This window comes from Treponema pedis (assembly GCF_017161325.1).
Taxonomy (GTDB): Bacteria; Spirochaetota; Spirochaetia; order Treponematales; family Treponemataceae; genus Treponema_B; species Treponema_B pedis.
The window spans coordinates 1,862,033-1,887,422 of sequence record NZ_CP045670.1; the positions used below are offsets into that span (position 1 = coordinate 1,862,033).

Genomic DNA, 25,390 nt, shown 5'->3' on the forward strand with positions numbered 1-25,390 from the left:
TGATTTTTTTATTTTATTATGTTACAATCCGCCTTATTTTATAATTTAAGTTTAAGGAAGTGTTATGTTGGAAATTTTAATTGTTGCCGTGATATCGGCAGTATGCTCACTGTTTAACTTATCTGTGGGTTTAACCGGATTAAGGATTACTTTAGGTATTATCGTTTTAGCCGCAGCGCTTCAGAGAAATGCAAAGCTGAACGTTATTATTGCCTCGGCTTTTGCGGGAATCGGCGTATGTATTGTTCGCATTCTCGTTTCAGGCGTTTCAAGCGGTTTTTCAATTTATGAGGTATTTAACCACTCGCTTGAAATTTTATTTTATCTCGGATACGGTATTTTTTATTATGTGCTTGTCAGAAGCGAAAAATCGGTTTATAAAACACATTTAATTTTACTTTTAATGTTATGCGATTTCGGAGCAAATACAATAGAATATGCCGCACGGCACTTTCTTCTTTCTTCAAGTTCGGCTACTTCCGCTATGGAAACCGCCGCATTCCAGACAATTTTTTTGGCGGCATTTATACGCTCAAGTTTAATATGGATAATTGCAAAGTTCGCCTTTAATGCAGGTGAACCGGCCCGAAAAATTGAAAATTCGGAAAACGGAAAGAATACAAAGGGAGAAAATTAATGGAAGTAATCGTAAAAGGCATACAATTTTTAAATTCAATCTTATGGGATTATGTTTTATTATTTGTTTTAGTAGGCGTCGGAGTTTTTCTTTCCATTAAGTTAAGATTCCCGCAAATAAGCAGAATGTTTCCTGCAATGGGCAAAATGTTTTCGGATATAAAAAACAAGACGGAAGTGCCTGAAGGCAGAATGACGCCCTTTCAATCCCTTACAACTGCCGTTGCGGCACAGGTAGGGACCGGGAATGTTGTAGGTGTTTCTACCGCAATTGCTGCAGGAGGTCCCGGTGCCGCATTTTGGATGTTATTTTCCGCCTTTTTCGGAATGTCCACAATTTTCGTTGAAGCTGTATTGGCGCAAATTTTCCGTGAAACAAAAAACGGAGAATTGGTAGGCGGTCCCGCTTATTATATAAAAAACGGATTAAAATCCGAATGGCTTTCGGTAATATTTGCGGTTTTTGCAATAGCCGCTTTAGGATTTGCAGGTATTATGGTTCAATCCAATTCCGTGGCGGTTTCCGTTAAAACCGCATTCGGTTTTTCAAACACATGGATTGCGGCAGGCCTTTTGGCTGTAGTCGGAATGATATTGACAGGAGGTATGGGACGTATTGCAAGTTTTACCGAAAAGGTTGTTCCCGTTATGGCAATTCTTTATATTTTAGGCTCTCTTGCTATTATTATAATAAACGCTTCCCAATTTTTGCCCGCTATTAAGGCGATTTTTTTAGGAGCTTTTTCGCCTGAAGCTATTTCAGGAGGAGTGTTGGGTATTACAGTACAACACGCCGTACGGTACGGAGTAGCCCGCGGGCTTTTTTCCAATGAAGCAGGTATGGGCTCTACTCCTCACTCCCATGCCGTCGCAAGCTCGGAACACCCTGCCGAACAGGGTTTTACTGCAATGATAGGTGTTTTTATCTGTACTTTTTTAATTTGTTTAAGTACTATTATTATAAATCTCGTTTCAGGTTCTTATGATATGACCGTTCCTGCCGAACTGATGAAAGAAACGGGTTCCACTATGACGTTAAAAGGCTTTACACTGGTTTTCGGACGTTTCGGTGAAATTTTTCTTCCCGTTGCATTAACTTTTTTTGCACTTACTACAATTATAGGCTGGTATTTCGTCGCCGAATCAAATGTTAAGCTGTTGGCCGGGAAAAATAAGATTATAATTGCAGGTTTTAAATTTATTGTTTTAACATTTATGGTGCTGGGTATCTATTTAGACCCTTCCTTTGTTTGGCAGCTTACAGACCTGTTTACAGGTTTAATGGCTCTTCCCAATATCGCCGCCTTACTTTTAAGCAAAAGATGTTCTTTCTCATTACGATAGATGTAAGAAAGAGGGTAAACTGTCTTGGAAGTATGAATTCGAGTAGCAGTTTTGTTATGGATACAAAAGAGCTTATTATTATCTTACCGGTCGGTGAAAAAAAATAAAAACGGTACAATGGAATTGTGCTATGAACTTTCCTGGAAAGCTCAATAAAGTTTTTTTTATTTTATCACCTTAAATTATTTAAAAATTAAGCATAAATAACATTTTAAATCAATAAACCTCTTATCAAAAAAAACGGTCTTAAAGTATACGCTTTAAGACCGAACCGTTTGTTATGGAACAATTTTTAGGTTTTATTTTAGAGGAATAGAACTTTAATGAAAAGAATCAAATATTATTTATGGGTATCTTGTATACTTATAACACATCTTAAGATTTTTGTCAAGAATAATTTAATAAATATTTATTTTTTTTAATAATTATAATATAAAAATACTATTTTATAAATTTTAAACCGACGGCAAAAAAACAATTTAAATGTGTCCGATTGAATAAATGCGATAAATGCTGTATACTCGCTCCCATGCCTGAACTATCTTTAAAAAATTTAACCGCACTGATAAATTCTTATGCAAAGACAAATTTAACCGAATCCAGGTATGCTCATTCGGTGCGGGTTGCGGAATATTCATCTTATCTTGCAAGTTTATACAAAGAAGAAAATGTTATGCCGGAGCTTGCATATTTTACCGGTCTTTCACATGATATATGTAAAAAATGCGACGATGAAACTCTTTTAAAAATTGTAAAAGAAGACGGTTTGGGAATAGATGAGGTTGAAAAGACAAGATTAAATCTTTTACACGGAAGGGCCGCAGCGGTTATTTTAAAAACCGAATTCGGAGTTACTGATAACTCAATTTTAAAAGCGGTTGCTTTTCATACCTTCGGATATGAGGGAATTGACGCTCTGGGAAAAATAGTTTATATTGCAGATAAGATTGAACCGGGTCGGCCGGATACCGAATGTTTCCGTGAATTTGCCGAAACGGCATCACTTAATACTCTTATGCTTAAAGTCTTGGATTGGAATATTTCTTATATTGAAAAAAAAGGCGGCAACCTTCATACTCTTACACAAAAAATGTACGACGGATTATTAAAAGAAGCCGCTTTAATCGGGCAGCACAGCCGATTCTAAAGGAATAAATAAATGAAAATTAAACTTATGGATACCGGAAAAAATGCCATTTTCCTCTTAATGATTCTTGTAGTATTTATAACTTCGGGCATTGCAGTTTTAATAAAAATGAGAACCGATGTTTTTGAAACTTATCTTTCCGACGATAAAATTTTAAAGGTGCTTGTCGTTATTGAAGATAACGGGAATCCTATTTCATCTAATGTAATTGCTTATTATCCTGAAACCAAAAGAAGTGCTATGTTTGATATTCCTTCAAACACGGGCTTAATTATTCAATCCTTAAACAGAACCGACGGTATAGGAGCCGTTTATACCGAAAAAGGAATAGAAAGTTTTAAAAAAGAAATTGAAAAACTTACAGGCATTTCCATACCGATTTATATGACTTGCACTTTGGAAAATTTTGCCGAATTAACCGATATGCTTGGAGGTCTTTCCGTTTTTATTCCGACTCCGGTGGATATAGATAATGAAGCTATGCGTATTCTTCTTCCCTCCGGTTCGGTTGCTTTGGACGGAGATAAGATGCGGGACTATCTTATTTACGAAGATGAACTTGACGGAGACGGAGAAGCCGCGTTAAGAAAACAAAAAGCCTTTCTTGCAATGCTGCGGGCCGTTAACGATAATTCTCCCGATATTTTTTCGGAGGAAAAATTTCAAGTCGTCCAAAACAATTTCAGCTCGAATATAAAAGGCGAGGACTTTAAAAAGTTAATTGAATATTTGTGTAAAATGGATTCCGAAAGACTTGTTCCGCAGCGTCTTACGGGAACCGTAAGATATGTAGAAGAAAAAAAACTTTTATTTCCTTTTAGAGACGGACAGCAGCTGAAAGAAATTATAAGGCAGGCAATTGCAGTTTTAGCTTCCGAAGACTCTTCCGCTCTGGAACGTATTTATGCACTTGAAATATTAAACGGAACAAATGTTCAAGGGTTGGCAAAAAACACTTCCGAAGTTTATCAGAGTTTCGGTTACGATGTAATTCAGGTGGGAAATACGGAAGAACCGGCGGCTGAAACAGTCTTAATAGACAGAATAGGAAATTCTACCGTAGCAAAAATCGTTGCGCAAGTTATCCGTTGCAAAAATATCCGCACTACACAGCTTCCCTCCGATGCCGAATACGGAAGCGAAACCAATGTGGATTTTACTATAATTTTAGGTTCCGATTTTAACGGATATTATGTCGTTCCTAAAAAATAAGAGAGAGGTTATATGATTGAAAATTTCGATTTTTATAAGCCGGCTTTAGAGCTCGGGAAACTTTTAAAAGACTTTAAAGCGGAAGAAACCGTTGTTTTGGATTTACGCGATAAAAATATTTGGACCGATTTTTTTATCATTTGTACGGTAACAAGTGCGGCTCATGCAGGCGGTTTGGAAAAACGTATTTATGAGGCTGTTCCGCAATACGGCTTGGAAGAGTACCATACAAAACGTAAAAGTCCCGACGGTGATGAATGGAAACTGATTGATTTGGGCGGAATAGTAATTCACTTAATGAGTAAAACCGCACGGAATTTTTATACACTGGAAAAAATTTGGTATGATTCTAAAAATATTTTAGAAGAATAAACGGAAAAAATTTTAATGTTTTTTTTGTAAATTTTATAAAATGAATAAAACAGCCGCTCTTGAAAAATTAAAAATTTTATTTTCTCTTTTTTTTACTTTTTTTAAAATAGGAGCCGTTACCTTCGGAGGAGGACTTGCAATGCTTCCTATTTTAAAACGCGACTTGGCGGATTCAAAAAAATGGATTACGGAAGAAGAAATAATAGATTATTTTGCAATAGGGCAGTGCACTCCGGGAATTATTGCGGTAAATGTTGCGACCTTTGTAGGTTATAAAAAATGCGGAATAATCGGTGCCGCTATTGCAACATTCGGAATTGTTCTTCCTTCTTTAATTACGATTACCGTAATTGCGGGCTTTATTGAAAGTTTCAGTGAAATATTTTGGGTAAAAAAAGCTTTAAAAGGAATTAATATTGCCGTTTCCGTTTTGCTTTTACGTGCCGTTTTCGATTTCGGAAAAAAAACCGTATTTGATGTATTTACGCTTTTAATTGCCGTTTTTTCTTTCAGTGCAATGTTTATTTTTAAAGTTCAAGGTATATGGATTGTTGCATTTTCAGCATTTTCAGGCTGGCTTATACAAACTTTAAAAGCCGTTTATAAAGGGGATAAGAAATAATGGGTTTAATAGGCTTATTTTTTTTGTTTATGTATATAGGAGCCTGTACAATAGGAGGCGGTTTGGTTGCAGTCAGTTTAATGCAGCAAGAACTTATTCCGCGCGGTCTTATAACAAGTGAGGACTTTTTTGCAATGGTCGCTATTTCCGAATCCACCCCGGGCCCTATAGGTATAAATATGGCAACTTATATAGGATATAAACTTTACGGAGTTACAGGCGGAATTGTACTTACGGCAGGAATTGTTTTGCCCTCGCTTATAGTAATTGTTTTGATAGCCCGCTTTGCGGCTTCTTTTCAGGAAAAGCCTTTAGTAAAAAAAAGTTTTTACGGCCTTCGTGCGGGAGCCGTCGGTATGATTGCGGTAGCTTTTTGGCAGGTTTTAAATATTTCCGTTTTTACTTTAAATAATTTTAAGGCTACAGGCAAATTAATCGATTTGCTTAATTTAAAACAAGCCTTATTTTTTTGTGTTTTATTCGCTTTAACTTTATGTTTAAAAAAATTACATCCTGTAATTTTAGTTATTTTAAGCGCCTTATTCGGTATTTTATTTTTGTAAATTTCGGTGTTTTTTTTTAATAATTCTATTGACATAATTTAATAAATGCTATATAATACTTTCTGTTATTGCGGATGTCGTATAACGGCTATTACCCCAGCCTTCCAAGCTGGAGACGTGGGTTCGACTCCCATCATCCGCTTGATTTTATTCCTTTACATCTTAAAACCGGCTTTACCGTTCATAAAATGTCTAAATTCTTGTAGAAGTTAAAATTTTTCAACTTATTTTGTTATTACCCCCTTATCTATTGCCGACAACAAAGCTGCAGGATAAAAAGTTTGAAATTCTTTTTTAGAGACCGATTGTGTTTATTTAAGATAAAAAAACTACGGCACACTTGAACTATCTTTAAAAAATAAGTATACTATTATAATGTAAATACTTCTAAAAATATCGGTTTTTAGAAGTAAGCGGATTTTTTACAAATCCTGCTTAACTTTTGTTATTTATGAGGATTACTGTTTGGAAAAAACATATACAATTGTTTTAAAAGATAAGACCGTTTTATCTGCATTATGCGGAGCAAATGATAAAAACTTAGGCAGCCTTGAAAGTTATTTGGGGGCGCAAGTTGTATGCCGAGGTAATGAATTAAGCGTGCTAAGCTCCGATGATGAGGTATGTAAACGCTTTCAACATGTAGTGGATAAGGCCGTCAATTCCTCCGAAATTACATCGGACAATTCCGCGGATTATTTACAATCGCTTATTTCAACTATGGACGGTAAAACGGATAATGATGAGTTTGAGCTAAGCTGTATTCATATCCCGCGGGGAATCCGCTCCGTATATCCTAAAAACAGACATCAGCTTGAGTTTATAAACTCCATAAAAAATAACGATATAAGTTTCGGCCTCGGAGCTGCGGGAACGGGAAAAACCTACATTGCGGTAGCTTGTGCATTACAAATGCTTATGAGCCGTCAAGTGCGTAAAATTGTTTTAACCCGTCCTGTAGTTGAAGCGGGAGAAAGTTTAGGCTTTTTGCCCGGCGACCTTGTCCAAAAAATAACCCCTTATTTGAGACCTCTTTACGATACGATTGAGCTTTTACTCCCCTTTGAATTTATCCGCCAAATGGAAGAATCGAATATGTTTGAAGTAGCTCCCTTGGCCTATATGCGCGGGCGTACTCTTCACAATTCGGTAGTTATTTTGGACGAAGCCCAAAATACCACGAGGGAGCAAATGAAAATGTTTTTAACCCGTATGGGTGAAGGCTCAAAGCTGATTATAACGGGAGACCCGTCTCAATCCGATATTACTTCAGGAAAAAATTCGGGACTTGCTCATGCGGTAAGTCTTTTAAATAAAATAAAGGGAATAGGAATTATCCGATTTTCGGCGGCCGATGTAGTGCGCCATTCTCTTGTTCAAAAAATAATAACAGCTTACGAAAGGAGCGATGAAAACCTTTCCGGATAAGCGGGAGCAAAAATCTTATGGCAAAAAAATAAAAAAGAAAGTATTATAAAAACTAAAATTGCAAGTTTAATACAAAAACTTAAACGAAATAAAGGGCTTACTTTTGCGGTTTTAATCAGTTTTTGTATTTTATCGGTTTTAATTTATATCAATTCGTTTGAAAATTCGGGAGTTTCAAAACTGAATATAAACGAAATTGAAATAGGAATGGTTGCAAGCAGCGATATAATTTCCAACAGAACAATAGAGTATGTGGACGAAAAAGCGACTAAAATACGCAAGATTACCGCAAAAAATTCCGTTTTACCGGTTTTTTATAGAGATAGCGCAGTTTCTTCAGGAATTTTAAAAACTTATTCCGAATTTTTAAATTTTTTGATAGAGGCTAAAACAAATGCAAAGGCCTTTTCCGCCTTTAAATCCGCCGTTTTGGACCAATATCCCACAATTATAAATGAAAAAAATTTGGAGCGGCTTTATAATTCTCCTGATTTTTATGAAATAACTACAGTTGCTACAAGTATATTGCGGCAAATAGTGGATACCGGACTTATAGAATTTCCTGCAAAGGGAATTGAAGATTTAAATGAAACGGAATTAACTATAGTAACAAAACAATTCGATAAACAATCTTATGAAAATGTTTCGGTTAAAAAACCGGTACTTATTGAAAACCTTTCCGCAGCGGTAAATACAATCCTTGTATCAATTAAAAAATCCGAATTTAATATATATGTTGTAAGTCTTTTGGAGCCGTTTGTAAAACCTAATATTATTTTTGCTTCCGAAGAAACTGAAATGCGTATAAATGAAGCTTTAAAGCAAGTGCAGCCTGTAAAGGTTACGATTGCAAAAGGACAAAGAATTATAAAGCGCGGATTTGCAATAACGGATGAAGCCGTAGAACAGTTAAAAATTTATGCTGAAGATGGAGAACATATAGATTTTATACAGCTTGCAGGAGCGATTATTTTTTTAGCTTTCAGTTTAATTACTTCTTTATTTTTATTTTCAAAAAAAGTTATAGGGAACTCGCTTGATTTTGAATTTAATTTATTGATTTTAATTTTATTTGATATTATTTATGTTTTACTTTTATTTACATCAAAACTCGGTATTTCTTCTTACCCTTTAAATATCAGTGCCGTCTTACCTGTAGCCTTTTTCGGAATGCTTATTGCAGCTCTAATTTCTCAAAAGATTGCCGCTTTGACGGTTATAGTTTTAACTCTTGCCGTTTTCGGCGCCTCAGGGTATAAAATTCAGCCCGCACTGTTTGCTCTTTTTTCAGGTCTTGCAGGGACCGGGTTAATAAATATAACGGGAAAACGCATGGATTTAATAAAAACTTCCTGTATTTTAACCTTTGTTCAACCTGTAATTATATCGGCCCTTATGATAATATTTCCCGGCAGTGCATCCGATAAAACGTTTTTGGTTTTGGAAACCGGTTTAAACGGTTTTATAAGCGGAATTTTAGTTTTGGGTTTTTTACCTATTTTGGAAACACTTTTAAATACACCTACAAGTTTCCGCCTTATAGAACTTTCAGACCTTAATTCTCCGATAATGAAAAAAATGCTTTTAACCGTTGCGGGCACTTACAACCATTCGATGATGGTGGCAAATCTTGCCGAAAGTGCATGCCGTGAAATAGGAGCAAATCCTCTTTTGGCACGTGTAGGCGGTTATTATCACGATATAGGAAAAATGGATCAGGGGGAATACTTTGCCGAAAATCAAAGCACTTACAATAAGCATTTGGACTTAAACCCTCGTCTTTCGGCTACAATCCTTAGAAGTCATGTAAAATTGGGTGTCGAAAAAGCCCGTCAATTGCATTTTCCGCAAGCTGTTATCGATATAATTGCGGAACATCACGGAAACAGCTTAATAACTTATTTTTATGCAAAGGCAAAAGAAGCCGACCCTAATGTAAACCCCGAAGACTTTTCGTATCCCGGAACCCCTCCGCGCTCGAAAGAATCGGCTGTAGTTATGCTTGCCGATACCGTAGAAGCCGCTTGCCGTTCTTTGGACAACTACAGCGCTACGAGGCTTAAAAAATTTATAGATGAACTTATTTCAAATAAAATAAAAATGGGAATGCTTGACAATTCAAATCTCACCTTTAGCGAAATAAAAATAATTAAAGAATCCTTTTTGAATATTTTGATAGGTTATTACCATTCAAGAATGAAATATCCCAATCAAAAAGACGGCGATGATGATGAAGCTGAGGATTCAAATAAAAAAATGTCGCAAAAAGCCGAAGTTGAAATTATAGGGCAAGTCTCTAAAGGAAATAATAATGTCTAATTCTGTTTGTGTATCTTTTACGGGTGATGAACCGCCGGGGTTTATCCCTGTAAAAAAGATTGAAAAATTCGTTTTAACCGTTTTAAAAGACTTAAAACACGAAAATTGGGATATCTCGATTTTGTTTTGTGATGACGGGTTTATCCGAAATCTAAATAAACAATACAGAAATATCGACTCTCCTACCGACGTTCTTTCATTTGAACAGGGCGATGAGTATTTTGATGAAAGAAACGAAAAACGTTTTAATGCGGGCGATATAATAATAAGTCTTGAAACCTTGGATTTTCATTCAAAAGAATTTGATGTCGGAAAAAACGAAGAATTAAAACGCCTTCTTATTCACGGAATACTTCATTTAAGCGGAATGAATCATTCCGACAATTCTCCCGAGCAGGAAATGCTGGTACTTCAGGAAAATTTACTGAAAAATTATAATAATACAATTGTATATTTGGAATAAATATGGGACTATTTGACAAATTTAAAAAGAAACCTAATGTTTCTCAAATTTTAAAAAACGGATTAAACGACGAAAAACGCGATATGATACGCGGTATAGTCGATTTATCGGATACGGCGGTTAAAGAGGTTATGATACCCAGAATCGACGTGGATTTCCTTTCTCTTGATACACCCGGCAATGAAATTTTGGATAAAATTTCAGAAAGCGGCCATTCCAGATTTCCGGTTTACGAGGATTCAATCGATAATGTAATAGGAATTCTTTACGTAAAAGATATTTTAAAACTTTTACCGAAAAATGAAAAAATCGATTTAAAAAAAGTCGTACGCAAGGCTTTTTTTGTTCCGGAATCGAAACGAATCGACGACCTTTTACGCGAATTTAAAAGACGGCATTTGCATATTGCAATAGCGGTGGATGAATACGGCGGAACCTCGGGAATAGTTTGTATGGAAGATATCATTGAGGAAATTGTCGGAGATATTCAAGATGAATTCGATAATGAAGGTGAAGATATAACAAAGATAGGGGAGGGTGTTTGGCTTTGTGATGCCAGAATAGACTTGGACGATTTAAAAGAAGCAATCGATGCCGAGGATTTACCCGCAGACGAGTTTGAAACCTTAGGCGGTTTTGTATTTGATTTATTCGGCAAAATACCGGTAAAATACGAAAAAGCCGTTTGGCAAAATTATGATTTTATCGTACAGGATATGGACGGACATAAGGTTAAAACGGTAAAAATAATATTAAACAAAGAAGCTTTAAAGCCCGAAGCGGAATAGCCGTACTGCCTTAAAATAATATTAACTTTTCTTAAAAAAGGAGTATTGAATGAAAAAGAAATTGGGCTGCTTAATTCTTTTGAATATCGGTCTTCTTATTTTTGCACAAACCGAAAAATCACAAAACAGAATAACGGTTACGGAGCGGGCGGATTATTCCGTTTATGTAAACGGAAAATATATAGGGCTCGGTTACCGTGAAGCTAAATTTTATCTTCTTGAAACGGAACAACGATATGAAAATTATTCTGTTTTTAAGTATGAGGGTGAAGCCTTTGTTACCGGTAAAACAAGAAAAAATATGAAAGGTACAGCCCTTCCTGTGGATTCGATTTTACCGATTGAATTTACCGTAAATACCGAACCCGAACGTGAAATAGATAATCCTTATCAGCTTGAAGAATTTACAAAGGATTACGGCTATCCCGTATTACGAAGTTTTCCCGTTTTACCTTTAAAAGATTTTGATTTAATTACTGTAGGAGAAAAATGGACAGGAAAGAGTACAATCGCTGTAAGTCCTAAAGCGGATAAAAAACCTGTAAGAATCCCCGTATATTCCGAATTTGAATATAAAGGGAAAACCGTTTATAACGGAGAAAACGTATACTATGTTCAAGCCGTTTTCGGAATGCGCTATATGCAAACCGATGAACTTGGGGATAGCGGAATGATAAGGTCGGAAGGAGGGCGTAAGGCCGATATTTATTACGATGAAAACAACCGCTTAATTTTTATAAGGGAAAAAATAGATGAAGAATTTTTTTATTCCGATAACACAAGCATAAAACATAAGGGCTTTTTATTGCACTTTTATCGGCATTCGGGAAAAATTAAAGGCGGGGCCGCTTTACAAAAAGCTGAAGCTTTTCCTGAAAAATCTCTTCCTAAAAACGAAAATTTTGATGTAGCGAAAACAAAACGGGGGACGGTCTTAAATTTAAAAAATTTAAATTTTATTGCGGATAAGGCCGAGCTTATTTCGGGGGAAGAAAAAAAACTTATGGAAATAGCGGAGATTTTAAAAAATTCCGAAGCGGACTTCTTTTTTGTTGAAGGTCATACGGCGGATATCGGAAAAAGCGAAGATGAAAAAAAGCTTTCTTTGGAGCGTGCAAAAACAATAACGGAAATTCTTATTAAATCGGGAGTTAGTCCCGAAAAACTGATTTACGGAGGTGCGGGAGGAACAAAACCAATCGCATCAAACGATACGGAAGAGGGAAGGGCAAAAAACAGACGCGTGGAAATTACAATTATGGAATAAAATATTCTGATTTAAATCGGATTTTAAAAAAAAAGCGGTTATTTTCTTTGTATCAAAAACAAAGCAATAGCCGCCTTTAAAAATTTTATAATAAACTAACCGTTTACACGTTCTTGGTATTCGTTTGTTTCGGTATTTACTAAAATTTTTTCGCCCTGTTTAATAAATAAGGGTACCCTTACAACAAGTCCGGTTTCCGTAACAATAGGTTTCGTTGCACCGGAAACCGTATCGCCTTTTATATAGTTTTCGCTTTGTTCTACAATAAAAATCATTTTTGCGGGAATCCTGACGTCAATGGGTTCATTTTCCCAAATTAAAATATCATATTCATCACCTTCGCGCAAATAATATTCTTTTTCGCCTATAGTGTCGGAAGGAACTGAAATCGAATCGAAGGTTTCCGTGTCCATAAACATAAAATTATCACCGTCTTTATATTGGTACTGGCATTTATGCGTATCCACAGTTGCATCTTCAACCGTATCGGCAGTTTTAATTGTCTGCATAAGAACCGAACCGTCGCGAAGGTTTTTCATTTTAACCCGTGCAAAAGCCGCTCCTTTACCGGGATTTACGAATTCCCTTTCGACAACCAAATAAGGCGTACCCTTATTTAATAAAACGGTACCTTTAGCTATATCTCCGCCTCTAATCATTTTTCACCTCATAAATTACAAATTAAGGTAATTATAATATCATTTTTTTATTTTTTTTTCAAGCAAGACGGCATTTAAAAAAAATTGAAAATCTCGTAAATTTATGTTTGACAAATTATATTTTATATGTTATCTGTACTATACACTATCTAAGAGATAAATATTATGGAGGATAAATATGAGAAATAAAGATTCGAATGTTGATGATAGTATCTTTTCGATTGATAATCCGATCGAAGGAATTAGCGATAGTTTAAGAGATGAAAATACTTGGAATGCAGGTGATGCATCTGTGTATAGTGAGAGAGCTCCATGGAATGATCCTCCTTGGGGAATTCGTCCCATTGGAGGTGAGCCTGGATGCTGTAGTGGCGGTGGTTCTGGTTCCATTATTGAAGAATCGGAGATAGTTTTATAATATAAAAAAATCTCAGGTAGTGTATTTTGCTAAAGGAGATTGTTTTATGGATAAAAAAAATATAAAACCTATTTTTGAGATCGTAAGTTTATATGCTGTATTTGTGTTTTTTGTATATTTTGTAGGTAAATATGTTTCTTATATTGCTTATTATGTTTTTGCGGATCCTTCAAACCGTAGTGAAACATATAAATCTTATGCATACTTTATTATGAGCATATCTTTATGTCTTATTTTACTTTTTATTTTGTGTCTTTGTAAATTAAAATTAAAAGATGTTATAAAATTTTCTAAATTTAATATGAGGCTTATAATAAAATTATTGATTTTTCAATATGCATTTATGTTTATAACAGCTTTTATTTCATGGAATAATCTTGTATCTATTTTTAATGCAGTTAAATTTTGGTTTGAAGCATTGCAGGGTAAAAGAATTGTGATATATCAAACGATATTTAAATCACAAATTAATATTGATCTTGGAGTTTTTTTTATTTTATACACAATAATAGTAGGCCCTATAGTTGAAGAGTTATTTTATAGAGAAATTATTTATAATAAATTAAAAAAAATATTGCCGATTAAATTTTCTATCGGTATAACGGCTGTCCTATATGCATCTTTGCATATTAGAGATTTTACAATTAATATTGATATTGTTTATCTTTTATTTCTCGGTATTTTACTTACGTATTGTTATGAGAAAACCGAAAATGTTTGGGCATCTATAAGTTTACATGTTATATATAATGGCTTTAATACTATTATTAAATGTTTAAAACAGAATTCTGCAATATTGTTGTATCTTGTCATTTTTACTATAGCCCTCATAATCCTGACAATTGATATTATCAAATATCTAAAAAGGAGAAAACAAAATGAAGTACAAACTGATACCTTACCTCATGTACAAGAATGATGAGGTTACCGTTTATCCGGATTAAATATTCCGTATGATATTATCACCTTCGATATCAATACGGTAAGTGCCGAATTATTTTTTAATCTTGTTTAATACCGAAGCTATTCTTGATAATTTTAAAATGATACGCCTCATAAATGAAATTATCGAAGACATTACCGCTTTAAATGATTATACGGTAAAACTGATAAAACAATTAAATATGAAAACCGGCAAAACCGATTATGATATTGCAATTCCGTGGGAGGTTTGCCCCTGCCATGAATAAAGATTTTATATTAAATTCCATATTAAAATTTCATCAATTAAGTAATCCTTTAAACCCCTTATCAATTGATGAGGAAATTGATATAAATTTATTAAAAAACAATTCCGAAAATTATTCTAAAATTAATTTAAAAGAGTATTCCATTGAAAAATTACCTAAAATAATTATTGAATTGGATAGTCTTATAAATAATATGCAAAATAAAGATTCTTCATATTTCCCCGTTATTTCTTTTTATAATACCGATTTTGTAGAAGTATGTACGCCTTTTCATTTAATATTGGTGCAACGGTTTTTAAAACCGATTTAAAAAATATAACTTGTTATAAAAATCTTGATTATGGCAAAGTTTTATTTTTTTGGTATTTATCAAAAGGTAAAAGTTATAAAATAGATAAAAGTATTTTGCATAAATATGATAACTATAATATTTATTTTAATAATTTTGAATGTTATGAAATAAGTTTATCGGAATCATATTATGTTGTTTTTTTATCAGGGAATTAAACGACAAAATAGCGTTTTCTTTAAGTTCAGGTAAAAATCTAAATACGGCGATTATTTCAACCTTAAATGAATTACATCAAATGTATTTAAGTCTCCTCAACGGCATAATAATAGATGATAGTAAGCCCAAGGATTATTCCGAAACCTATTTATCAATATCGACAGAGCGGATAAAAGATGCCTTTAACTTTGTAAAAAAGAATTCCGTAAATTATGCCGACCGTATCGAAAAGCGATATATTTCTATAAGTAACGAGGTAAAAATATTAAATCAAAAATATAAAATGAATCCTCTTGTATCTTTTTTGCCTCTTAAAGAAACAAAAATAAACAATATTAAGGTGTGTAAATTTTTTGATTTAAACCGGTTTCCGTCTCTTTTACCTAAGACCTTCGATAAAAAAACTTATGATTTTGTAGAATCGGTTACAGGTAAAACTTTGAATAGACGATGCACCTATATTCCTTTTCCCTTGATACACAATTGGGCGGAAAAGAACATATCCTTTCGCAGGGACAAATTCAGCGTCTAGCCTTGAGCCGCTGTCTCTTGCAAACCGGCGAGGTTATCTTATTTGATGAGGTGGAAAACGCCCTCGATTCGGAAACAAGCCTTGCATTAAACTCTCTTTTATCCGAACTTAAAACGCATAAACTTATTTTAATGATAACGCACCGCTCATCCTATGACAACATAGCCGACGGAGTGTTTAAAATAGATAAAGCGACACCGAGTTAAAACTGCCGCCAAAGCGGTAAAGTGGAGATTATAGATATGGGACACTCTAAAAACTTTAGGTTTTGGGCTTCCAAATAAAAAAGGCACGTTTTTTATCACAGCTTACGTATGAATGCTTTAGCTAAATAATACGTTTAACCTAAAGGAATCACCGTCTCACCCGACGGTTATCATTTAAGTTCGCTAAAAAATTTCTTTTAATGTTTTCATACTTTAATCTCGGCTCTTTTTTTCATACGTAAACCGTGAGCTAAAATAAAACTTGAATGTTTTAGACAAGTTTTTATAAATTTTGCAAAAATCGTAAAAATATGTATATTATCGGTACGTATGGATTTTAAACGATAAATGTATAAAAAAAGCATTTTATTTAACAATCTATACTTGTAAATTTTTTAATCTTATGTTATCATAAGTTTATAAATGCGGTATTAAAAATCTTAAAATTAAGAGCTTAATATTGCGAAATAAGGAGCAGAAAATGAAAAGAACACCTTACTATGAAACTTTACTTGCCAAAGGCGGAAAGTTTGTCGAATTCGGCGGATATGAAATGCCCATTCAATTTGCCGGAATAATAAAGGAACATCTTGCCGTACGGAATAATGTAGGACTTTTTGATGTTTCGCATATGGGCGAGTTTTACATTGAAGGCGATAATGCCGAAGTCGCCATTAATCACCTTATTGCCAACGATATACGCGGAATGGCTGATGGAGACGTACGGTATACATTGATGTGTAACGAAAAGGGCGGAATCGTAGATGACCTTTTGGTTTACCGCTATAATCAAAAGAAATTTTTGCTTGTCGTAAATGCGGGAAACCACGATAAGGATTACGATTGGGTAAAAAATCATCTTGATAAAAGCGTTAAATTTACAGACCGCTCGCCCGAAATTGCTCAGCTTGCAATTCAGGGGCCGAATGCCGAAAAAGTTGTAAAAAAGTTCATTGATGCAAAAAATATACCCGAAAAGTACTATACCTTTAAAACCTTTGAATGCCCTAAAGGCGAGGTAGTAGTTTCCCAGACGGGATATACGGGTGAAGCAGGTTATGAAATTTACTGTCCCAAAGACTGGGCGGTAGAGCTTTTTAATCAAGTTATGAAAGCCGGGGAAGAATTCGATATTGAGCTTTGCGGTTTAGGCTGTCGCGACACGCTCCGTCTTGAAGCCGGAATGCCCTTATACGGACATGAAATGAACGAAGAAACTCTTGCAACGGAGTTAACCTTAAAACCCTTTATCAAACTTGAAAAAGAAGAGTTTATCGGTAAAGCAGCCTTGGAAGCGAACGAGGCTAAAAAAATCCGAAAAGGTTTTAAAATGATTGACAGAGGTATTGCCCGCGACCATGACAAAGTTTTCTTAGGCGATAAGGAAATAGGCGTCGTTACTACGGGAACCTCTTCGCCATGCTTAAAGGTCGGTATCGGTCATATCCGAATCGACAGGGGCATAAAAGACGAAGAAATCCTTATTGAAGTACGCGGTAAAAAACTTAAAGCGAAAATCGTTCCGACAAGTTTTTTAAAAGAAATTAAAAAATAATGGTGAGCGGCAAGGTTAGGGTTTGGAATTATACTATACGGCTTTAATTAAGATTTGTGCTCAAAGCTGCAGCACCTCTTTTACTTTACGCCTTTCCCTTGCATTACCCGCTCGCAAAAGTGTACCCTCAAACCTTTTGGATAGACGGGGTTCTTAGGGGCGGAGTCCCTAAGCAGCGTTGAAAGGAGAGAGGGGGTATAAGGGGGAGAGAGAAAACACTTGCTCTGAACAAGTTGTCCTCTTTCCCCCTTGGAAAGTCGGTTTTTTCAAAGTTTTTAATAAAAAACTTACAACATAAAATAATAGGAGTTGTTTATGGAAATTAGAGAAGATTTTGTAAAAAAAATTATGAGAAAAACATCTTTGATAATTAAAGTAGTATTTATAGGTTTTATGATGTTATTTTCCATTTCTTGTAACCAAGGAATAAATGTTGATTTAGCTGATGATGAAAGCATGTCATTAGTTACTCCGTACTCTGATATGGATGATTTGAGTATGAGCCGTTCCATAGTTTTTGAAAATTCAGATGTTGTGGATTGGAAAGTTGCACGCTTTTTTGCTCTCATTCAAAAAATAGACTTTGAATCAGAATATCCATGGCATGGTGCCGTTATTTCAAAATATCCCGTTATAATCTATCATCCCGATAGTAATAGAGTTCGTTATTATGAATTCAGAGTTATCAAAAACGGTATTGAATTAGGCTCGATAACTTGTAATGCTTTGAAATCTGCAGGTACTCCTGTAGCGTATGTAAGTACAATGACGCATAAAGTACCCATTGAAATGGCGAGACGATTGGCAAATTTTGCAGGTGATATGAAGCTTACTTCTGTAAATTATCCGAATCAATTTATTGTGCGTGAAACGGAAGTTAATAGCCGAAGTATTGAGCTGGGAGAAACTCAATTTAAGGATGCACTTACAGGAAAGGCAGTGGAGCGCAGTGCAGTTTTCATTGAACGGAGTATTGTTGAGTGTTTACATGAAGCTGATGAAGAAACTCTTAAACAGTTGGAAATAACACCGGAGGCTAAGATACAAATGCTTACTGAAGCAGAAGAACATACTTCCGCAATGAGTGATTTGTGGAAACATATTGATGAAATCACACCTAAAATTCTAACTACTACCGATGAAGAAGTTGAGAGGGAATATAAAAATCCTTATGCCATTACCGTTGAAGCAGAAAGACATATATATAATACTGAAACCACAGCGGTACAGAAAACAATTCTTGATGATTGGTATAATAAACGTGATTGGGGAAACCCATATTGTTATTGCGGACCTGCAGCTGTAGCTTTTGTTGTAATAGGACTAGGTGAAAAATCAGGATATAAAAATACTCCTTTATCCATATTTGAACGTGAAAAAATAAACAATATTTATAAGTTTTTTGAAAACACAATAGGTACCGGTCCTAAAGTAATTTCTTCATTAAGCAACGGTTTAGGTAAACATACCAATTACAAGATTGAACAAAAGCTGTGTCATAAATGGAATGATGTAAATTCTCATTTAAGTAATTATAATCTCCCTGTTATTTCTCTTAGATCAGGTTGGTATGGTGATTGGGGATTTCATTATCGTGTTATTATTGGAACCGAAACGGATCGTTTACGGGAATATCATAAAATATCATGGTGGTGGTTCGGTTGGAAATCAAAATACTGGACAAAAGATAAGTATAGCCACTGGTATTATATGCATGACAATGGAAGTGACGGGGGGAATTTCTGGGAACGCTCAGGGCAAGTCTTCCAATCAACACTTGGACTTGTAAAACATAAGTAAATTTTTCTATATCATATATTTGGAGGATTCAATTATGAGAAAATTGATATATATATTTTCGGTAACGAGTCTCGGTTTCATCTTATTTTCTTGTCCCGCCGGGCTTGCTGTAGTTTATCTTGATGTTCAGATAGAGCCGCAAAAAGAAGACGGTACAAATTTTACTGTGGAAGAATTAAAATATTTTAAGCTTCAAAGTTACGGCAGTTCATCTTGCGGATACGGTAAAATTTTGGGTGAGGACGGATATATTTTAACTAATGAGCCTAAAAATCCCATTAACAAAAACGGTAAAGGCATTTTTATAACGAAATATTATTTAGGCAAAGGTCATTTTAACCTGACGGTAGAAAAACTGAAAAATTCATATAAAGATAAAATTGCAAAGCATATTTTTTCTTTTAGTATAGAAGACCCTGACGGAGTATACGAAACTTTTACAATGAATCTTGCCGATGATAAATATACCGTTGTAAATCAGTCAATTCCGTGCATAAAATATACCGTAAAATTAAAAAAGGTAAATTGAAAGCGGAGCCCTTAAGCAATATGGGGGAGCGGTAAAACGCATATCCTTAGGATAAGGTAATCCTCCCCCTTAAAAAATCGGTTTTTTCAAAGTTTTTAATAAAAAACTTACAACATAAAATAATAGGAGTTGTTTATGGAAATTAGAGAAGATTTAAAGTACTTGGAAAGTCATGAATGGTACAAAAAAGAAGGTTCTACGGGAATTATCGGAATCAGCGACTATGCTCAAGGTGAAATGGGCGACGTTGTTTTCGTTGAGCTTCCGGAAGTGGGAGATGAGGTTACAGCCGATACCTCCTGCGCTACAGTCGAATCGGTAAAGGCTGTTTTTGAAATTATCAGCCCCGTATCCGGTAAGGTTGTCGCAATTAACGAAGAACTTTTGGATTCACCTGAAAAAATCAATGCCGATGCCTTCGGTTCTTGGTTTATTAAAGTTGAAGTAAGTTCGGAATCTTCCAAGTTGATGGATGCAGCTGCCTACAAAGGCTTTTGCAAATAGTTATTTTCGAAGTACAAATTAACCGTTTTTAAGGCGGCTTTTGCCTTTTGCAAGACCGCCGTAAAAGGGATAAGCCTTAAACAAGGCAGGCCCTGAAAATCTTTTTTTTAACGGAAAGAAACGGGGCAACCCCTAAACGGTTTCCTATTTTGGAGGGTAGTATGTCTAATTACATTCCTCACTCGGCTGAGGAAACAAAAGAAATGTTGGATTACATCGGCGTAAAGTCGATAGATAATCTTTACGGTTTTGAATCAAAGAGCGTAAATATAGGTGAAGGTAAAACCCAAGCCGAAGTTGAAAAGCTCTTTCAATGTATAAGCTCTGGAAACAAGATTTTCAAATCGGTTTTAAGAGGCGCGGGAGCATATAACCATTATGTACCTGCCGCCGTGCGCCACATGGCAAGCCGCGAAGAATTTCTTACCGCTTACACGCCTTATCAGCCTGAAATGAATCAGGGCGAATTACAGGCGGGGTTTGAATACCAATCTATGATTTGCGAGCTTACGGGAATGGATATTTCCAATGCAAGCGTTTACGACGGAGGCACCGCCGTAGCCGATGCAATCGTTATGTCTTTAGGACGAAAACAAACCAAGGTTTTAATTTCGGAATGTATTGAACCGAGCTCTATAGAAATTGCCAAAACTTATTTAAGGCATTCGGGAGTGGAATTCGTTACGATTCCGAAAGACGGATATAAAACCGATATTTCCAAAATTGCAAGCCTTATGGACGATGGCGTTGCCGCCGTTATTATGCAGCAGCCCAACCGTTACGGCACAATTGAAGACTGCGAATCCGTCGGAAAAATTGTTGAAGGAACAAAGGCTCAATTTATAATGAGCTGTAACCCCACATCCCTTGCAATTTTAAAAACACCGAGAGAATGCGGAGCTACAATCGCACTCGGTGAAGGGCAAGCCTTAGGGCTTCCTTTGGGAGCCGGAGGGCCGTATCTCGGCTATCTTGCAACGATTGAAGCCAATATGCGTAAAATACCCGGCCGTATTATAGGGCAATCCGTAGACCATGCAGGGCGCAGAGCCTTTGTATTAACGCTTCAAGCCCGCGAACAGCACATACGCCGCGAAAAAGCCAGCTCAAGTATATGCTCAAACCAGGCACTTTGCGCTCTCAGAGCTTCTATGTATATGGCCGCTTACGGAAAAGAGGGCTTAAAAACGGTTGCAAAAGCCTGTTTAAGCAATGCTCACTATTTTGCAAATGAGCTTAAAAAAAATCGGACTTACCGTAAAAAATAACGGAGAATTTTTCCACGAATTTATAACCGGTACGAACGGAAAAGCCGACCGAATTCTTTCGGCTCTTGAAAAAAACAATATCTTAGGCGGATTAAAACTTTGCGAAGACGGAATTCTTTGGTGTACCACCGATGTACTTTCCAAATGCGAACTTGATGAAGCCGTTAAAATAATTAAGGAGGTATTATAATGAGTAATTTGATTTTCGAAAAATCCGTAAAAGGCCATAAATTTGCCGAAGCGAAAATTACCGTTCCGGAATACACCCTTGATTCAAAATATTTGCGCAAAGAAGACGCAAAATTGCCTGAAGTTTCGGAACTTGAATTTATAAGGCACTATATGGAATTAAGCCACAACACCCACGGTGTCGATAACGGTTTTTATCCTCTCGGTTCCTGTACAATGAAGTACAACCCCAAACTGAACGAAGAAATCGCCTCTCTTCCGAGTTTTACAAACATTCACCCCTTACAGCCTGAAGAAACAATGAAAGGCTGTATTCAAGTTATGGGAGATTTAGGTCATAAACTCGGAGAAATTACCGGAATGGACGCCTTTTCGCTGCAACCCTCGGCAGGAGCGCACGGAGAATTTACCGCCCTTTTAGTAATACGCGCATACCATGAAAAAAACGGTCAACACGGAAGAAACAAAATTTTAGTGCCCGATTCGGCTCACGGAACAAACCCCGCAAGCGCCGCAATGGTAGGCTGTGAAATTATCAACATTCCTTCCGACAAAGACGGAAACGTAGATATTGAAGCTTTAAAGAAAACCGTAGGAGAAGACACGGCAGCTTTAATGCTTACAAACCCGAACACGCTCGGGCTTTTTGAAACCCACATAAAAGAAATTGCCGAAATTGTTCACAATGCGGGCGGTCTTTTATACTATGACGGAGCGAACCTTAACGCAATTATGGGACGCTTGCGCCCGGGCGATATGGGCTACGATATAGTTCACCTTAACCTGCACAAAACCTTTTCCACACCGCACGGAGGAGGAGGCCCCGGAAGCGGCCCCATAGGCTGTAAAAAAATTCTTGAACCGTTTTTACCCTCTCCAGTTGTAGTCGGTTCGGACGGAAATTATAAACTCGATTTTAACCGTCCCGACAGTATAGGAAGGGTTAGAAACTTTTACGGCAATTTCCTTGTCTTCCTCAGAGCCTATGCCTATATTCTTACACTCGGAAGCGAAGGAATTAGAGAAAGCTCAGGCTATGCGGTTTTAAATGCGAACTATTTAAAGAAAAAACTTCAGGCTTCAGGTTACGAAGTTGCTTTTGACAGAACCTGTATGCACGAGTTTGTTCTTACCCTTGATAAAATTAAGGCGGAAACAGGCGTAAGCGCCTTGGATATTGCAAAGGGCTTAATCGACGACGGAATTCACCCGCCGACGATGTATTTCCCGCTCATTGTTCACGAAGCCTTAATGTTCGAGCCTACCGAAACCGAAAGTAAAGCCACCTTGGACTTTACCGCCGAGGTTATGGAAAAACTCAAAAAAGAAGCGTATTCGGACGCGGCAAAAGTCCATGAGTATCCGTATACAAAACCGATTAACAGGGTTGACGAAACAAAGGCTGCAAGGGAACCCGTTTTAAGGTATAAACCCTGCTGCTGCTGTAAATAAAATGAAAAACATTTTATAGACCGCACTTTAAGCCCGCCGGTTTTATTTTAACCTGCGGGCTTTTTATTATGCAGCCGATTTTCGATATAACTTTAAAATATGTAAAGACGGAACGGTTGGAGTGTCCCGATATCTCGGAAAGAGTAAGAGGTTTAATTATTTTTCGCCTTCTCTTGACCTTAAAAGAAAAAACGGTTAGTATCTTTTATATATGAAAAAATTTGAAGATAGACTTGAGCGGCTTGAAGAAATAACCGAAAAAATCCGCGATGCGGAAGTTCCTTTGGAAAAAGCCTTATCTCTTTTTGAAGAGGGCATACGCCTTGCAAAGGGGCTTGAAAAAGATATAGAAAAAATCGAGGGTAAAATCGAAGTACTTCTTAATCAGCCCGTTCTTCCCGAAGAAAAACCGGAGCTTGATTTATTTGCTTCCGCCGAAAAAGATTAAAAAGGTTTTAAATTATGGGTACTCATCAATATAAACCGATAAAAATATTATCAAAAGAAACCGCAGGTAAAATTGCCGCAGGAGAAGTTATTGAAAGACCTTCTTCGGTTGTAAGAGAGCTTTTGGATAATTCTATTGATGCGGGAGCTTCTAAAATAATTTTGGAAATAACCGAAGGCGGTACGGATTCAATAAGAGTTTGCGATAACGGCTGCGGTATGACAAGGGAAGATTTGGAAATTTGTACCCATACCCACACTACAAGTAAGATTCAAAATGCGGAAGACCTTCTCAGTTTAAAAAGTTTAGGCTTCCGCGGAGAAGCTCTTGCTTCAATACAGGCTGTAAGCAGCCTTGAAATTACAACTACGCGCGAAGGGCCTGCCGCATGGAAATTATCGCTGGGTAAGATTTTTCCTGACAGATTAAATTCGGGTACCGTAATTGAGGTAAAATCCCTCTTTGCAAATTTTCCGGCTCGTAAAAAATTTTTAAAAAGGGTTCAGTATGAAGCTGCTCAATGTAAGCAGATTTTTATTGAAAAAGCCCTTCCTCATTATAATATCGAAATGCACTATGTTGTAGACGGGGCAAATAAAATTCTTTTACCTTCTCATAATTCTCTTAAAGAACGCTGTCTTGCGGCAATGGCTTTAAAGGAACCTGAAGAGCTTTTTTATGAAATAAATCAAACCGGCGACGGTTTTTCATTTACAGCGGTTTTGGGAAGCCCTGCCGTCGTCCGCTCCGATAAAAGACATATCTATGTTTTTGTAAACGGAAGGCGTATAACGGAATACGGACTTGTACAGGCCGTAATTTACGGAGCGGAAGGATATTTTCCCAACGGAGGGTTCCCTGTAGCCTTTTTATTTTTAACCGTAAACCCCGAGAGAGTGGATTTTAATATTCACCCTGCAAAAAAAGAAGCGCGCTTTGAAGATTATAAAGAAATTCATCATGCTGTAAGTTCTTCAATAAATAATTTTTATAAGCAAAAAACGGTTTCGGAACTTTTAAAGAATAAAGAATATTCTCCGGAATTTACAAAGCCTTTAAATTTCAGCGAAGAAGAATTAAAAGCTAAGCCTTATTACGGTTGGAGCGAAAAAAGTGCAGGATACGCCGCACATTCCGCCTATCAGTACCGCTCAGGCTATACGGGCATAAACTTGAGGCATGATGATGTAAAAGGTTCTTTTTATGCCGAAAGAGAAAAAAACTTTATAAACGGCGAACCGAACGGTGAGGAAAAAAATAACTGCGAATATGAGTTTTTTGAAAAAGCCGGTGAAGCGGTACGCTATTATACACCCGATGAAACTTTAAAAAACGTAAATAATCAAGCCTCTTTTCCTGCCGATATGCCTAAATCGGACTTTAAATTTTTAGGGCAATTTTGCGGCACCTTTATTGCCGTAGAAAAAAACGATGCTCTTTACATAATAGATCAGCATGCCGCACACGAGCGTATTTTATTTGAAGAGTTAAAAAAACACTTAGGCTCCTCGCAAGAGCTTTTAATTCCGTACAAAATAGAAACGGAATCCGAAAAAGACGATGAAATTATACGGCTTAATCTCGAAGAATTAAAAAAGGCCGGTTTTAATATTACGGAAGAAAAAAGAGGCGTTTGGCTTATTACCGCAGTTCCAATTAGATGGCACGGTACGGAAAAAAATCTTCAAGAAGATTTAGCCGAAGCGGGGAAGGCCGGCGGAGGTATAATGCACCATATTCTTGCTTCTTCCGCCTGTAGAGCTGCCTGTAAAGACGGAGATATAATAGATGCTGTTTCGGCATATAATATAGCGGTAAAAACCTTTTCTCTTTCCGAACCTCTTTGCCCGCACGGACGCCCGCTTTATTTTATCATTGACAGGGAAGAACTTTTTAAAAGAATAAAAAGAACTTAACGTAAAAACATTTAAATAACTTATATATTATTTTACATTACGTTTATTGACAAAA

The 25,390-nt window shown here is 36.2% G+C and carries 28 protein-coding genes and 1 tRNA gene; 28 read left to right on the top strand and 1 reads right to left on the bottom strand.

From position 1 onward, the window contains the following. Nucleotides 1–64 precede the first annotated feature (64 nt). The 13 genes from DYQ05_RS08555 to DYQ05_RS08615 all read left to right on the top strand — a co-directional run bounded on the left by DYQ05_RS08555 (nt 65) and on the right by DYQ05_RS08615 (nt 12,161). The gene (locus DYQ05_RS08555) at nt 65–637 is read left to right on the top strand and encodes a hypothetical protein (RefSeq protein WP_020965593.1); all 573 of its coding nucleotides are present in this window, start codon (nt 65–67) and stop codon (nt 635–637) included. Further along, nucleotides 637–1,980, top strand: coding sequence for an alanine/glycine:cation symporter family protein (locus tag DYQ05_RS08560; protein ID WP_206183263.1), 1,344 nt, complete (start codon nt 637–639; stop codon nt 1,978–1,980). Before DYQ05_RS08555 ends, DYQ05_RS08560 begins: the two co-directional genes overlap by 1 nt. Before the next feature lie 493 nt (nt 1,981–2,473). Continuing rightward, nucleotides 2,474–3,127: a bis(5'-nucleosyl)-tetraphosphatase (symmetrical) YqeK gene (gene yqeK, locus DYQ05_RS08565; protein WP_225969353.1), complete on the top strand. Its 654-nt coding sequence runs from the start codon at nt 2,474–2,476 to the stop codon at nt 3,125–3,127. Nucleotides 3,128–3,139: 12 nt separating this feature from the next. Then, entirely contained in the window at nt 3,140–4,339 is a 1,200-nt protein-coding gene (locus DYQ05_RS08570; RefSeq protein WP_024468489.1) for an LCP family protein, read from the top strand. 12 nt (nt 4,340–4,351) lie between these two features. Continuing rightward, nucleotides 4,352–4,711, top strand: coding sequence for a ribosome silencing factor (gene rsfS, locus DYQ05_RS08575; protein ID WP_206183264.1), 360 nt, complete (start codon nt 4,352–4,354; stop codon nt 4,709–4,711). 40 nt (nt 4,712–4,751) lie between these two features. Beyond that, nucleotides 4,752–5,333 carry a chromate transporter gene (locus tag DYQ05_RS08580; RefSeq protein ID WP_020965599.1) on the top strand — a complete coding sequence of 194 codons (582 nt, stop codon included), beginning with the start codon at nt 4,752–4,754 and terminating at the stop codon, nt 5,331–5,333. After that, nucleotides 5,333–5,896, top strand: coding sequence for a chromate transporter (locus DYQ05_RS08585; RefSeq protein WP_020965600.1), 564 nt, complete (start codon nt 5,333–5,335; stop codon nt 5,894–5,896). The genes DYQ05_RS08580 and DYQ05_RS08585 overlap by 1 nt, the downstream gene beginning before the upstream one ends. A 70-nt stretch (nt 5,897–5,966) precedes the next feature. Further along, a tRNA-Gly gene (locus DYQ05_RS08590) sits at nt 5,967–6,038 on the top strand. Nucleotides 6,039–6,361: 323 nt separating this feature from the next. Continuing rightward, complete coding sequence (locus tag DYQ05_RS08595; protein WP_206183265.1) at nt 6,362–7,324, top strand: PhoH family protein; 963 nt, start codon at nt 6,362–6,364, stop codon at nt 7,322–7,324. Nucleotides 7,325–7,531: 207 nt separating this feature from the next. After that, nucleotides 7,532–9,643 (top strand): HD family phosphohydrolase, encoded by a 2,112-nt coding sequence (locus tag DYQ05_RS08600; protein ID WP_252723318.1) that lies wholly within the window; start codon nt 7,532–7,534, stop codon nt 9,641–9,643. Next, nucleotides 9,636–10,106, top strand: a complete 471-nt coding sequence (ybeY, locus tag DYQ05_RS08605; RefSeq protein ID WP_020965603.1) for an rRNA maturation RNase YbeY — start codon at nt 9,636–9,638, stop codon at nt 10,104–10,106. The genes DYQ05_RS08600 and ybeY overlap by 8 nt, the downstream gene beginning before the upstream one ends. A gap of 2 nt (nt 10,107–10,108) precedes the next feature. Beyond that, entirely contained in the window at nt 10,109–10,894 is a 786-nt protein-coding gene (locus tag DYQ05_RS08610) for a hemolysin family protein (protein WP_024469998.1), read from the top strand. Nucleotides 10,895–10,943: 49 nt separating this feature from the next. Then, nucleotides 10,944–12,161 carry an OmpA family protein gene (locus DYQ05_RS08615; protein WP_206183266.1) on the top strand — a complete coding sequence of 406 codons (1,218 nt, stop codon included), beginning with the start codon at nt 10,944–10,946 and terminating at the stop codon, nt 12,159–12,161. A gap of 95 nt (nt 12,162–12,256) precedes the next feature. Here the strand turns inward: DYQ05_RS08615 and efp are convergent, their stop codons facing one another. Beyond that, nucleotides 12,257–12,820 (bottom strand): elongation factor P, encoded by a 564-nt coding sequence (efp, locus tag DYQ05_RS08620; protein WP_020965606.1) that lies wholly within the window; start codon nt 12,818–12,820, stop codon nt 12,257–12,259. 178 nt (nt 12,821–12,998) lie between these two features. On the opposite strand from efp, the gene DYQ05_RS08625 reads away from it, so the two are divergent. The 15 genes from DYQ05_RS08625 (at nt 12,999) to mutL (ending at nt 25,335) form a co-directional block, all read left to right on the top strand. Further along, the gene (locus DYQ05_RS08625; RefSeq protein ID WP_024468231.1) at nt 12,999–13,238 is read left to right on the top strand and encodes a hypothetical protein; all 240 of its coding nucleotides are present in this window, start codon (nt 12,999–13,001) and stop codon (nt 13,236–13,238) included. A 46-nt stretch (nt 13,239–13,284) separates the two neighbouring features. After that, nucleotides 13,285–14,157 (top strand): CPBP family intramembrane glutamic endopeptidase, encoded by an 873-nt coding sequence (locus tag DYQ05_RS08630; RefSeq protein ID WP_206183267.1) that lies wholly within the window; start codon nt 13,285–13,287, stop codon nt 14,155–14,157. 124 nt (nt 14,158–14,281) lie between these two features. Beyond that, nucleotides 14,282–14,428, top strand: coding sequence for a hypothetical protein (locus tag DYQ05_RS13970; RefSeq protein ID WP_252723319.1), 147 nt, complete (start codon nt 14,282–14,284; stop codon nt 14,426–14,428). Next, nucleotides 14,421–14,738 (top strand): hypothetical protein, encoded by a 318-nt coding sequence (locus DYQ05_RS08640; protein WP_252723320.1) that lies wholly within the window; start codon nt 14,421–14,423, stop codon nt 14,736–14,738. The genes DYQ05_RS13970 and DYQ05_RS08640 overlap by 8 nt, the downstream gene beginning before the upstream one ends. A gap of 250 nt (nt 14,739–14,988) precedes the next feature. Beyond that, entirely contained in the window at nt 14,989–15,468 is a 480-nt protein-coding gene (locus DYQ05_RS13975) for a hypothetical protein (protein ID WP_252723556.1), read from the top strand. A gap of 17 nt (nt 15,469–15,485) precedes the next feature. Continuing rightward, a complete protein-coding gene (locus DYQ05_RS08650) occupies nt 15,486–15,674 on the top strand; it encodes a P-loop NTPase family protein (RefSeq protein WP_020965611.1) in 189 nt (62 codons plus the stop codon). Nucleotides 15,675–16,155: 481 nt separating this feature from the next. Continuing rightward, nucleotides 16,156–17,229 carry a glycine cleavage system aminomethyltransferase GcvT gene (gcvT, locus tag DYQ05_RS08655; protein WP_206183268.1) on the top strand — a complete coding sequence of 358 codons (1,074 nt, stop codon included), beginning with the start codon at nt 16,156–16,158 and terminating at the stop codon, nt 17,227–17,229. A 315-nt stretch (nt 17,230–17,544) separates the two neighbouring features. Beyond that, entirely contained in the window at nt 17,545–19,029 is a 1,485-nt protein-coding gene (locus DYQ05_RS08660; protein WP_020965615.1) for a hypothetical protein, read from the top strand. A 34-nt stretch (nt 19,030–19,063) separates the two neighbouring features. Then, complete coding sequence (locus DYQ05_RS08665; RefSeq protein ID WP_206183269.1) at nt 19,064–19,558, top strand: hypothetical protein; 495 nt, start codon at nt 19,064–19,066, stop codon at nt 19,556–19,558. A gap of 135 nt (nt 19,559–19,693) precedes the next feature. Beyond that, the gene (gcvH, locus tag DYQ05_RS08670) at nt 19,694–20,062 is read left to right on the top strand and encodes a glycine cleavage system protein GcvH (protein WP_020965617.1); all 369 of its coding nucleotides are present in this window, start codon (nt 19,694–19,696) and stop codon (nt 20,060–20,062) included. Nucleotides 20,063–20,223: 161 nt separating this feature from the next. Further along, nucleotides 20,224–21,330 (top strand): aminomethyl-transferring glycine dehydrogenase subunit GcvPA, encoded by a 1,107-nt coding sequence (gcvPA, locus tag DYQ05_RS08675; RefSeq protein WP_252723321.1) that lies wholly within the window; start codon nt 20,224–20,226, stop codon nt 21,328–21,330. Next, on the top strand, nt 21,293–21,520 hold the full coding sequence (locus DYQ05_RS13980; RefSeq protein ID WP_252723322.1) for a hypothetical protein: 228 nt from the start codon (nt 21,293–21,295) through the stop codon (nt 21,518–21,520). Before gcvPA ends, DYQ05_RS13980 begins: the two co-directional genes overlap by 38 nt. Next, complete coding sequence (gene gcvPB / locus DYQ05_RS08680) at nt 21,520–22,971, top strand: aminomethyl-transferring glycine dehydrogenase subunit GcvPB (protein ID WP_206183270.1); 1,452 nt, start codon at nt 21,520–21,522, stop codon at nt 22,969–22,971. Before DYQ05_RS13980 ends, gcvPB begins: the two co-directional genes overlap by 1 nt. 211 nt (nt 22,972–23,182) lie before the next feature. Next, nucleotides 23,183–23,419, top strand: a complete 237-nt coding sequence (gene xseB / locus DYQ05_RS08685; protein WP_020965621.1) for an exodeoxyribonuclease VII small subunit — start codon at nt 23,183–23,185, stop codon at nt 23,417–23,419. Nucleotides 23,420–23,433: 14 nt separating this feature from the next. Then, a complete protein-coding gene (mutL, locus tag DYQ05_RS08690; RefSeq protein ID WP_206183271.1) occupies nt 23,434–25,335 on the top strand; it encodes a DNA mismatch repair endonuclease MutL in 1,902 nt (633 codons plus the stop codon). The last annotated feature ends 55 nt before the right edge of the window (nt 25,336–25,390 follow it).